The organism is Pedobacter sp. Leaf250 (assembly GCF_920984735.1).
Taxonomy (GTDB): Bacteria; Bacteroidota; Bacteroidia; order Sphingobacteriales; family Sphingobacteriaceae; genus Pedobacter.
Genome location: NZ_CAKLBU010000006.1, coordinates 85,847 through 99,026, shown reverse-complemented (window position 1 = coordinate 99,026; position 13,180 = coordinate 85,847). Strand labels below are relative to the sequence as shown.

General features: G+C 36.4%; 4 protein-coding genes. All 4 read left to right on the top strand.

The annotated features are described in order from the left end of the window. The first annotated feature begins 575 nt into the window (after nucleotides 1-575). The 4 genes from LUA91_RS06870 (at nucleotide 576) to LUA91_RS06855 (ending at nucleotide 13,172) form a co-directional block, all read left to right on the top strand. On the top strand, nucleotides 576-2,258 hold the full coding sequence (locus LUA91_RS06870; protein WP_231425290.1) for a glycoside hydrolase family 28 protein: 1,683 nt from the start codon (nucleotides 576-578) through the stop codon (nucleotides 2,256-2,258). Nucleotides 2,259-2,450: 192 nt separating this feature from the next. Further along, nucleotides 2,451-6,764 carry a hybrid sensor histidine kinase/response regulator transcription factor gene (locus LUA91_RS06865; RefSeq protein WP_231425289.1) on the top strand — a complete coding sequence of 1,438 codons (4,314 nt, stop codon included), beginning with the start codon at nucleotides 2,451-2,453 and terminating at the stop codon, nucleotides 6,762-6,764. Between the two features lie 158 nt (nucleotides 6,765-6,922). Beyond that, complete coding sequence (locus tag LUA91_RS06860) at nucleotides 6,923-9,409, top strand: glycoside hydrolase N-terminal domain-containing protein (protein WP_231425288.1); 2,487 nt, start codon at nucleotides 6,923-6,925, stop codon at nucleotides 9,407-9,409. Between the two features lie 547 nt (nucleotides 9,410-9,956). Further along, on the top strand, nucleotides 9,957-13,172 hold the full coding sequence (locus LUA91_RS06855; protein WP_231425287.1) for a TonB-dependent receptor: 3,216 nt from the start codon (nucleotides 9,957-9,959) through the stop codon (nucleotides 13,170-13,172). The last annotated feature ends 8 nt before the right edge of the window (nucleotides 13,173-13,180 follow it).

Below are 13,180 nucleotides of genomic sequence, written 5' to 3'. Positions count from 1 at the left end.
TGTATACATATTATTAGTGCTCTATTCTAAATAGTAAAAAATATTTTTTGTTTTGTTTTTGCGAAAATTTATTCAATTAATCATTTGCATTTATTATACTGTTGGGTTTTTTGGTATTATTTATTCATAGAATATATTGATAAAGATTTTGTAACGTTCTGGAAAATAAGTGATGGGTGAGAGCGCTATAATGCTATGTATGGCCGTAACTTATGTTTGGTCTGTTCTATTCAAACGAATTGAAAACTTAATATATATTAGTTGAAGATAATGTGAGGCAATCTAAATGTTCAAAATCTGCACCTCATTGAACAAATATTGAACCTTGTTTTGCAATATCCGAGCGAAATTGTGAGATTATAAATAAGTCTTAGATAAATGCACAACATAATTATAATATACCAAATATTAATTTCAGCAATCCATGTAACCATCGAAAAATCTATGATTGATAATTAATAGTGACTGAATACACTATTAATTATCAACGAATTAACATTAAAGGTTTGCGTTATTTTACTCTCAGCGCCATAACTATTTTAATAAGATCATCCAACTTAATAACACTTTAACCTATGTTTTTAAACAATAAATCAATCGAATTCATCAAAGAAAATGTAAAAAGAATTATTTTATCATTCCTTTTTCTTTCTTCTATACCGTCATCATATGCTCAAAATGCTTCAAACACCTATTCGTGGGATTCTTTACCTAAAATAAAAGAGACGGAATTTAAAAAGGATACGGTTGAAATCACAACCTTCCAAGCAAAGGCCGATGGCATCACTTTGAATACACAAGCCATAAATGATGCTATTAAAACATGCAGCTTGAATGGTGGTGGTGTGGTCTTGGTTCGAAAAGGTTTATGGCTTACAGGTCCTATATATCTTAAAAGCAATGTCAACCTTCATTTGCATCGAGGTGCTACATTGCTCTTTACTGCAGATAAGAGTCAGTATAAAATTGTAGCTGGCGATTACGAAGGTAGAAGTGTTGCCCGTAATGAATCTCCAATAAATGGTACTGATCTTGAAAATTGCGCAATAACTGGTGAGGGGATTATTGATGGCAATGGAGATGCATGGCGGGCAGTTGGTAGCTCACAACTTACTGCTGGGGAATGGAAAAGTAAACTTGCCTCTGGTGGAGTATTAAGTGATGATGGCAAAACCTGGTTTCCCAGTCAACAATATAAAGATGCCCATGTGCTTGGAAAAAGCATGTTACTCTTGCCTGGAAAAAAGACTGAGGATTTTGCTGATATGAAAGATTTTCTACGTCCAAATTTAATGGTTCTGAAAAACTGCAAAAGAATACTTTTAGAGGGCGTAATCTTTCAGAATTCTGCAGCCTGGTGTTTGCACCCAGTTATCAGTGAGGATTTAACAATTAGGAAAATAACAGTTAAAAATCCTCATTATGCCCAAAATGGCGATGGTTTAGATTTAGAATCTTGCAAGAATTTTATTGTAGAAAATAGTGTATTCGATGTTGGAGATGATGCCATCTGTATCAAGTCGGGAAAAGATGAGGAGGGAAGAAAACGTGGAATTGCAACAGAAAGTGGGATAATAAGGGGTAATGTGGTTTATAGCGGTCATGGTGGTGTAGTAGTTGGAAGTGAAATGAGTGGTGGCGCCAGGAATATTTTTATTGAAAATTGTACATTTTTGGGAACTGATAAAGGCCTGCGTTTTAAATCGACAAGAGGAAGGGGTGGAGTTGTGGAAAATATTTTCGCCAGAAATATTTTTATGAATAACATCGCACAGGAAGCTATATTTTTTGATATGTTTTATTTTGTGAAGTTTGCAACCGATAGTGAACGCGACCAAACACCAGTAGTAAATGAGGGAACGCCTATATTTAAGAACATGGTATTCGATCAAGTGTATTGCAATGGAGCAAATAAGGGAATATTCATCCGAGGCTTATCAGAAATGCACATTCAAAATATCAGCATCAGTAATTCCGTATTCAAGGTAAATATTGGTGCCGAGCTTGCTCAGGTATCTAATCTAAAGCTCAATAATTTGAAATTTACCACTACATCAAGTTCACCATTGGTTACAATATCTACCAGCCAAAACATTACATTCAACGGATTTACATATAACCCTGAAGTACCCGTGTTGATTAAATTGGAAGGACGAGATATAGGAGGTATATCTTTGCAAAATACTGATTATAGTATTGCTAAAAAAAGGCTTGAATTGAAAACTGGGGCTACCGAAAAAATGATTGTATTTCGATAAAAGAATTTACAATTTTTGGTGATTCAGCTTTACAAGTTTAACCTTTATATGATTAATTCAGTACTTTTACTGGCACACGCCGAAATAAATTTCATTTTTGGGTGATTTGATGTATAACCAAAAAAAGCAGATCCTTCCAGGAACATGAATCACCTTTTAAAATTTTTCTGTTTAGTCACCATTTGGCTTTTCATGGGCACTCAGATCAAAGCCCAACTTAATTTTAGAAGTGAGTTTTATTCAACAGAAAATGGTTTATCACATGATGCGGTAACCACTTTTATGAAAGATCGGGAGGGTTTTATATGGATTGGAACGTGGAATGGAATTAACCGTTTTGATGGTCATCATTTTCGTTCCTTCAATTCATTTCCGGGCGATTTATCTCATTTAAAAAATGATAGAATTGACCAGATTGTAGAAGACCATATCAATAACCTCTGGATAAAAGCCTATGATAATCAGATTTATCGTTTTGATAAAGTAAAGGAACAGTTCTATCCATTTAAAAGCAAGCTGGGCAATAAGTTATCATTCACACGAATAAAGGTTGGGCTCAACGGCGCAATATGGTTAATTACCAAAAATAAAGGGCTGATCGTTATTCCTGATCCGCGAAAACCAGATAAATATTTCCATTATACCAGCAATTCAGATTCAAAAATTAAATTACCATCCGATCAATTGAATTTTCTTTTAGAAGAAGGGGGAAATAAGATCTGGATTTCTACAGCAAAAGGTATAATCTGCTTGGATAAAAAGCAAGATGGATTTAATAAAGTTAAGCTCGATTCAAAAATCTTTAATGTTGAGAATTTTTTTACCTATGCCGAAAGTAGCACCAAGATCTATTTTGGATCTTCAAGTGGAAACTTAATCTCTTATGATAAGAGTAGTCAATCGGTATCTAAACAGAAGATTACGAATTACAAAATCAACAATTTACTAGCCTCGAAAACAGGAAACGGTGTGTATGCAACCACATCTGGCAGCGAAGTGATAAATGTTAAGTTTACAAAGGAAAAATTCCAGCTCAACCGTTTTATTGCAAGCGAAAAACTGGCCTGGATGTATGAAGATAATAGAGGGTTGGTTTGGATAGAGCCAGAACATACCGGGGTATTTTGTTTTAATCCGTTAGTAGGCAAGTTCAAAAAGTTCACGTCAGTAAGTGATGATGGCTATTCATACAATGGCACTTATTTCAGGGCGTTTGAAGATTTCAAAGGTAGGGTATGGGTAAGTATGAAGAATGCAGGATTGGGTTATTTTGAAGGTAATAAGCCAATATTTAATGCATTTTCCAATAGCAAAAATCCATCTCTGGATAATTTGCCTAACGGGATAACAGCATTATTTAATGAAAAGAATGGTGTAATCTGGTTCAGTACCATCGATCGTGGGGTAAATAAATTGATACTGCAGGATGGCTATTTTAAGCAGCGGTTTCCTAATGCACAGTCACTTCAAAAATCTGATAATGAAGTCCGGGGTCTTTGGGTTGATAAAAACCAGCGTTTATGGCTTGGTCAGAAAAGTAAAAATCTTTATGTACTCAAAAATGGTGTAAAAATACCCATCAAATTTAGCAATCTAGAGAAAAATCTGGGAGCTGTTTATTGCATCATGGATGATAGCAAAGGTAACATTTGGATGGGTACTAAAGCCAATGGGCTGTTTTTAGCAAAACCAAAAAATAAGGAAAAAACAACTTATGAATTAGTCCACTTCAAAAAAGGTAATGCCGGCATTTTTTCGCTTAACAGTGATGAGATTTATTCCCTATTGGAAGATAAATATGGCAAAATTTGGGTTGGTACATTTGATGAAGGTTTGAATATAGCTACAGAGCAGAATGGCAATTATACTTTCTTAAATAAAAATAACGGATTGAAGGGTTATCCTTCCGAAGGCTTTGACAAAATCAGAAGCATGGCATTTGATGCTAAAGGTAACGTATGGATTGGCACAACGAACGGTTTGGTAATAAAAGAAGTTAGTTCTGATAAATTATCAGGTAGAACCTATTCAAGTTACAGTAAAATACCGGGTGCCAAAAATAGTTTGGGCAATAACGATATCCAGTTTATTTTTCGTGATCATCGAAACATCATGTGGTTATGTACATCAGGTGGTGGTTTAGATAAAGCGCTTTTTACAAATCCCTTGGTTAAAGTTGATTTTAGAAATTACACTACTCTGGATGGTCTTCCGAATGATTATGTGTTAAGTTGCACTGAAGATCATCATGGATTTATTTGGGCAGCCACCCAAAATGGTTTGTCAAAATTTAATCCTGTAAAGGAAGAATTTACAAACTTTGGTCTTCACAACGGACTACCTAAAGTCACGTTTTCCGAATCTGCCAGTCAGCGATTCTCCGATCACGCTCTGGTTTTTGGTACAAACAGGGGTTATATCTACTTCCACCCCGATAGCATCAAAATTCAAAAAAGTACTGCAAAGATGGTATTCACCAATCTTCAGGTTAATAATACCGATCAGTTCCCTTCTGATAGCGGAATCATAAACGCCGGTGTTAATTACCTAAACACATTAAAATTAAAATATAATCAGAACATTATCAGTATTGACTATGCCATACTTGACTCTAAAAAGGGTGTGAAACAGTTGTATGCCTATCGTTTAAGGGGTTTCGAAACAAACTGGACCAATAATAGAGAGCGGCGTAGAGCAACATATACCAACCTTCCGCCAGGTAATTATGTATTTGAAGTAAAAAGCTTAAATAATGATCTTTACACTAAAGTTCCTTATAAACAATTTCAAATCGAAATCTCGTCTCCACCCTGGAAAACTTGGTGGGCTTATCTAATTTATTTGATTTTATTAGTAGGAGCAATTGAAATGGCAAGGCGTATTACCCTTACCATGTTGAAACTAAGAAACAAAATAGCAATTGACCAAAAACTAGCCGAATTAAAATCCAATTTTTTTACCAATATCTCTCATGAATTAAGAACGCCATTAACCTTGATTTTAAATCCAATAGATGAAATTGGACGTAACGAAGTGCTTAGTCAGCAGGGTTTTGATCAGATTGAAATTGTCAAGAAAAATTCTAATCGGATGATCAGGTTTATCAATCAGTTATTGGATCTCCGCAAAATGGAAAGCGGAAAGGCCCATTTAAAAATTGCCCGTTTTGATCTGCTGATTCTTATTAAAGAAGTGTTTGCTTATTTCAGTGAAGTGGCAGTAAGTAAAAATATTTCTTTATCAATTCATAGCGATTATCCTGAAATCATGATTTGGGCAGATAGAGAAAAACTTGATATTGTAATCTATAACCTCTTATCTAATGCTTTCAAATTTACACCAGATAATAAGTCTATTCAGGTAAATATTGAATTTGAAACTCCTTTGAATCAGGTTTACATTGTGGTCCAGGATCAGGGGACAGGGGTAGAGCATCATAAACTAAACGAAATTTTCAATCTTTATTATCAGACTAATGATCATAATGACGTTAATCAAAAAGGATCGGGTATTGGTTTAGCGCTATCTAAAGAGATTATTACCTTGCATCATGGACAGATTTCCGCATTTTTGAATACAGATAAAGGATTAAGTGTAAAGGTTTCTTTGTTAATGGGAAGGAATCATTTTAGCGGAGAAAATATCGAATTTATTGATGAGCTAATAGCCACTGAGGCAGTACATGCTATGGTGAAACCTGAATTTACAGAAGAAATTATAGATCAGAATAACACCAAAACCTTTTCTCTATTATTGGTTGAAGATAATACAGACTTACGCCACTTTTTAACTCAACAACTTAGCCGGATCTATAATGTGGAAACAGCTAGCGATGGTTTAGAGGGATTGCAAATGGCTCAAAGAACAATGCCTGATTTAATATTGAGTGATGTAATGATGCCGCGGATGAGTGGTATTGAAATGCTTATTGAACTAAAAAAAGTCGTGGCTACAAGTCATATTCCTGTAGTGCTTTTATCTGCCAAGTATGCCGTCGAGAATCAAATTGAAGGTTTACAGTATGGTGCCGATTATTATATAACAAAGCCCTTCAACAATGATCTTTTGATGGCAGCAATTGCAGGCTTAATCAAACAAAGAAAATCATTATTTATTGATTTGGTTGAAAAAAAGGAGCTTCCATTGCTTCAGCCTTCCAACATAGTGATTACGGATAAGGATAAAATCTTTATGGAAAGGGTAATCGATATTGTGGAGCGCAATATGGAAAATACGGAGTTCAATATTGATTCGGTAGCAGAAACCATTGGTATGGGCCGATCTACATTTTACCGGAAATTTAAGAGCTTAACAGATCTTGCACCAGTTGAATTCGTACGTGATATGCGCTTGCAAAGAGCTAAGCAATATCTAGATGCAGGAGAAAACAGCATTTCGGTAATTGCATACACTGTTGGGTTTAATAATGCTAAATATTTCAGCACCTGCTTTAAGGAAAAATATAAATGCTCTCCATCAGAATATTTGCGTTCTAAAACCAGTTAAGATTCTTTTTGCTTAAATCTTCGACCGATTTGATCATTTTTTAAACACCTCTATATTTCTTTCCGGATAGTTTTGTGGTTATACTTCTAACCAAAATCTTATCAACTATTTAAGTAGTTAGCTGCTTATAATAATTTTTAAGGCTGATCCGGAACTTTATGAGAATTGAGCATTTAAAAACCTTCTGTACCAAATCATTATTCATTTTAGTATTTATAGCCTTTTGGCTCGATGGATTTACACAACAACAATTAAAGCTGCAATACACCCAACCAGCATCCAATTGGAACGAAGCTTTGCCTCTGGGTAATGGACGACTAGGGTTAATGGCATTTGGTAAGCCTGATCAGGAGCATTTGCAATTAAACGAGGAAACCGTTTGGGCAGGTGAACCCGGCAACAACGTCCCGGTCAATACTTTCAGTCAGATTAATGAGATCCGAAAGCTATTATTTGAAGGTAAGAATACAGAGGCACAAGCGCTATCCAATCAAACGTTTCCACGTCAGGCACCCGCTAACTTAAATTATGGAATGCCCTATCAAACCGTTGGCGATGTCTGGCTAACTTTTCCTGGTCATGAAAAATATACCAATTACAAGAGGTCATTGGATATTGCGAATGCAATTTCGACAGTGAAATATGAGGTAATGGGTACAACTTATACCCGTGAGGTTTTTTCATCCTTCACCGATGATGTGATAATCATGAAGATTTCAGCCAGCAAACCCAAAAGTATAAGCTTTGGTATTGGGATGTCAAGTATTCAAAAAGATCACCATATCGGTCAAGAGGGTAGTTTGCTGGAACTTTCGGGCAGGAGCGGTAGCGTTGATAATAAGCAAGGAAAGGTAAAGTTTGTGGCCTTGATAAAGCCTATGCTTAAAGGGGGAAGTTTAAAGGAGGATTCAACTACGTTGACGATAACCAATGCTGATGAGGTTACACTTTACATCTCAGTTGGTACGAATTTTAAAAATTATAAAAATCTATCGCTGGATGCAGATAATAAAGCCCGATCAATCTTAAGTAGGGCAATTAAGGTTAATTATTCAAAAGCATTAATAGCTCACAAGGATAAATACAAATCATTTTTTAGCAGGGTTGAAATCAATCTGGGCGATTCGCCGCAATCCAAAAAGACAACAGATGTTAGGGTAAAGGAATTTGGCTTTCACTATGATCCGCAACTGGTTGCCTTATACTTTCAATTCGGGAGATATCTGTTAATTTCCTGCTCTCAACCAGGGGGGCAGCCTGCTAACTTACAGGGAATTTGGAATGATAAAAATTCGCCACCCTGGGACAGCAAGTATACTGTAAATATCAATACAGAAATGAATTACTGGCCTGCTGAAATTACTAATTTGTCTGAAATGCATCAGCCATTATTTACCATGTTGAAGGATTTATCGGAAACTGGCAAGCAAAGTGCTTATGAAATGTACCGTGCCAGAGGCTGGAATATGCATCATAATACTGATTTATGGCGTATTACAGGAATAGTAGATGGTGGTTTTTATGGCATGTGGCCAATGGGGGGTGCCTGGCTAACCCAGCACCTTTGGCAACATTATCTTTTTAGCGGGGATGAAAAATTTTTAAAGGAATATTACCCTGTACTTAAAGGTGCGGCCCTGTTTTACCTCGATGTTTTAAAAGAAGAACCTAAAACGGGATGGCTCGTTATGGCCCCCTCTATGTCGCCAGAAAATACTTATGAAAAAGGTGTTGGTGTAGCTGCCGGAACCACGATGGATAATCAATTGATATTTGATACCTTTCACAATATTATAAATTCCGCGAAAATTTTAAAGGTTGATCAACCTTTGGCCGACTCCATTGCTGTAGCATTAACCAGATTGCCACCCATGCAAATTGGGAAACACAATCAATTGCAAGAGTGGTTACAGGATTTAGATCGCCCAGATGACAAGCATCGTCATATTTCTCATCTTTATGGCTTATATCCATCCGGACAAATTTCACCATTCAGAAACCCGGAATTATTGGCAGCAGCTAAAAATTCGCTGATCTATCGTGGAGATAAATCAACCGGATGGTCAATGGGATGGAAAGTAAATTGGTGGGCCCGAATGCTTGATGGCAACAAAGCATATAAATTAATTGCCGATCAACTGAGTCCTGCACCTATAGAAACGAAAGGACAATCAGGAGGAACATATCCCAATCTGTTTGATGCACATCCACCTTTTCAAATTGACGGAAATTTTGGATGCACCGCCGGTATTGCAGAGATGTTACTCCAAAGCTATGATGGGAATATTTTCGTATTACCTGCCCTGCCAGATGCTCTTAAAAATGGATTTGTTAAAGGACTACAAGCACGTGGTGGATTTGAATTGGATATTGAATGGATGTCGGGAAAGCTCAAAAAACTTACCATTAAATCCAAAATAGGGGGAAATTGCAGGTTAAGGATTGCTGATGGTACAAGGTTAAATGGTAACGTGGCTTTAATAAATGCAAAAGGAGAAAACAGCAATAAGTTCTATCAGGTAAACTTAATTAAGTTGCCGAAGATCTCGAATGAGTCAAAATTGAAAGATATCAGTGTGCCTAAAACTAGTCTCTATGATTTTGAAACAGTAGCTGGTAAAACCTACATATTCAATACACAATAAAATCAGATCGTAATAAATGCCATCTGGAATGTTTTATTGGGGGAATTGCACAATTAAAAGACCACTTTGGTCATTTTTTAAACCATCAGTTATATCACTAAATATATTTTTGTTAAATCAGATGAGGAATAAATGTGACTAAAACGGATTTTCCAATCATGCTAACCAAATAAAAAAAGTTGAGACAAATTTAGACTGTAACCTATTCAACACAGCTTTATAATAATTGCCAACCCACTTTAAAAAAATAAACTTTTTTGAAATAAAAACTTAAAACGAAAACTTTTAGAGCCTTTTAATGCAAACGGTTGCATAAGGATATAGATGATCTAACCAATTAACACAAACTATTAACCAGCAAATTTTTTATTTAAAAATTTTGCTAAAACTAACCAATTAATTTTATGAGGAATTATTACCAAAGCAACTTCCTTGAGGAGTTTTCAAGTTTCAGCCAATTGTCAGCATGGCTAACAAAAACTTACATACCATTCAGCTTAATCCAACTGTTGATTTTCAAATTTTCTCAAACTGCTAATTCTATTTTATGAAATACATATACATTATAGTTATGCTGTTTTTATGCACTTCACATTTTAGTTATGCACAGAACCGCGTTATAAAAGGCCAGATTGCCGATGAAAAGGGCGGGACAATTGTTGGCGCAAATGTAAGTTTAAAAGGTACTACGAAAGTAGTAAATACAGATGCCGATGGAAAATTTTCCATTACAGTTCCAGCTGGTGATGCTACATTGGTTGTGCAATTTGTTGGATATATTAAGAAAGAAGTAAGCATAGGTGCAAATGGTTTAACGGCCAAAATTACGCTTCAGGAGGATGTAAATGTCTTGCAGGAGGTAACAGTTGTAAACGTAGGTTATGGAACCGTATCTCGGGAGGCTTTAACTGGATCTGTATCTTCACTCCGGGCTGATCAGATTAAGGATATTCCAATTAACTCTGCCGAGCAAGCGCTCGCTGGTCGCCTCGCTGGTGTTCAGGTAACGGCTACAGATGGTGCTCCAGGTACAAACGTACAGATTAGAATCAGGGGCGGTAGCTCGATTACGCAAGATAATTCTCCGCTGTATATAGTGGATGGTGTGCAGGTAGAAAATGCATTAAGAGCGCTATCTCCACAAGATATCGAATCAATAGATGTATTAAAAGATGCGGCATCAACGGCCATTTATGGTGCCAGAGGTGCTAATGGAGTTGTGTTAATCACGACAAAATCAGGTAAGCGTGGCAAGATGACTGTAAGTTACAATGGCTTTGTCGGAGCGAGTAAAATACTGGGTAAGCTGGATGTTTTAGATGCTACCGATTATTTGAAATATCAGTATGAAAGAAGCCGTGGAAATGTGCTTGACAGTACGTCTTTTGTGAATAATTATGGTCCTTTTGATACCCTGGAAGTTTATAGGGATAAGGGACGCGACTGGCAAAACGAAGTATTTGGTAAAGTTGCGTTGCAACAAACCCATAATTTGAGTTTAAATGGTGGTGATGAAAAGGTAAGTTACAATTTAAGTTTAACCACAAATGGTCAGGAAGGGGTAATGATTAACTCTGATTTTGACCGTAAGTTGTTGGGTTTTAAAATGGAACTGAGACCAAATAAAAAATTTAGATCCGGATTTACAGTGAGATACACTGATGAACGAATTAATGGTGCAGGCGTTTCAAGTCCGGGATTGGCAAGGGATAATTTCCTGAAGAATACGCTTTCCTACCGGCCCATTGATAGTAAAAATCCCAGTGATATTGATTTTTATGATGCTCAATATTTAGCCGTATCTGATCTGAGAAATCCTGTGATTAACGCAACTGCTGTATACCGAAAAACTTTTGGCAAGCGTTATAATCTCTCTGGTTATTTAAGTTATGCCTTAACACCGGATATTACGGCAAGGGTAACGGTTGGTTATGATAACAATAACTCACGTACCAATAATTTTTATTCAGAAATTACAGGCCAGGCTTCTTTATATTCAGCTATGCCAATAGCCTCTATTTTAACAGGTACGGTAAATTCATTGAATAACTCAAATACAATTACTTACAGCAAGAAAAACATAGACAAGCATCATGATATTGATGTATTGATCGGTCAGGAATCTTACCAAACCCGTAACGAGCAGTTTAATGCCGAAACCAGGTATTTTCCGCTTGGAATTAGTGCTGAAAAAGCACTATCCAATATGAATCTGGGTAATCCACCTGCCGGGCAGGCGCAACCACGTCCCACCACCAATAACGTAATGGCCAGAACATTCTCGTTTTTCGGGAGAGTGAACTATGGCTTTGATAAAAAATATTTATTAACGTTAACTGCAAGGGGTGATGGAAGTTCGAAATTTATGGAATGCCAACGTTGGGGATTCTTCCCATCCGGGGCATTTGCATGGAGAATTATTGATGAAAAATTTGCACAATCTATCAAGCCGATTGTTTCTGATGCCAAATTAAGACTGAGTTACGGTTCAACGGGTAACAATCGAATAAACGATTTCAGTTATCTTCCTTTGTATTCTTCGAGCACTTATTATGGTTTAAATGAGCAACTTGTACCTGGCGTGGTTCCAAGTCAGCTGGCTAATCCGAATGTGAAATGGGAAACAACCATATCTCGGAATTTGGGTTTAGATTTGAGTTTTTTTAACAATCGGGTTCAATTTACAACTGATGTTTATTACAACAGCACTAAAGATTTATTATTGCAAAATCCAATTCCGCAAACTTCGGGTTATACGCAGCAAACACAAAATATCGCGGCAACTTCAAACCGTGGTATTGAATTTCAGTTAAGTGGTTTAATCGTACAAACCAAAAACTTTAGTTACTCTGCAAGTTACAATATGTCTTTTAACAGGAACAGAGTAGAGAAACTTAATGATGGAATAACAAGCAAGGGTTACGCTTCGGGCTGGGATGCCAATACTGGAAATGATTATTTGGTTGAAGTGGGTAAGCCTTTGGGTCAAATGTATGGATACCGTTCTGATGGTTTTTATAAAGTAAGTGATTTCAATTATAATCCAACCACCCGAGCATATACATTGAAGCCAGAAATTGCCTCATTTTTCGGTGTAACCAGAAGTACCATACAACCTGGGACAATGAAATTGCTGGATCTGGGAGGGTCGATCAAAAATCCTGATGGAAGTCCGGCGATTCATACTGATGAAGATAGGACAGTAATTGGAAATGCGGTGCCTAAATTTATTGGCGGGCTAAATCAGCAGTTCTCTTATAAAAATTGGGATATGAGTGTTTTCGTCAATTTTAGTGTGGGTAACGATATTTATAATGCCAATAAAATTGAATTAACCAACTCCAGACTACGTGGCGTAAATTTATTAGAATCTGTGAATGGCAGATTTACAACAATTGATCAGAATGGTGTATCCATATACAATGATCCAGCAAAACTAGAAGCTTACAATGCCAATGCAACCACCTGGCGACCATATGAAAACAGCAATTTATTTACAGATTGGGCAGTAGAAGACGGTTCATTTTTAAGAATTAACAACATCACTTTAGGTTATACGCTTCCAACAGATTTTGCCAAGAAAATTAAGCTCTCAAGCCTTCGTTTCTATGCAACAGTGAACAATCTGGCAACCATTACAGGTTATTCAGGATTTGATCCAGAGGTAAACACGCGTACAAATGGTGGTCTAACACCAGGAGTAGATTATTCTGCTTATCCAAGATCAAGGACTATACTCGTTGGACTTAACTTAACATTTTAACATTAAAT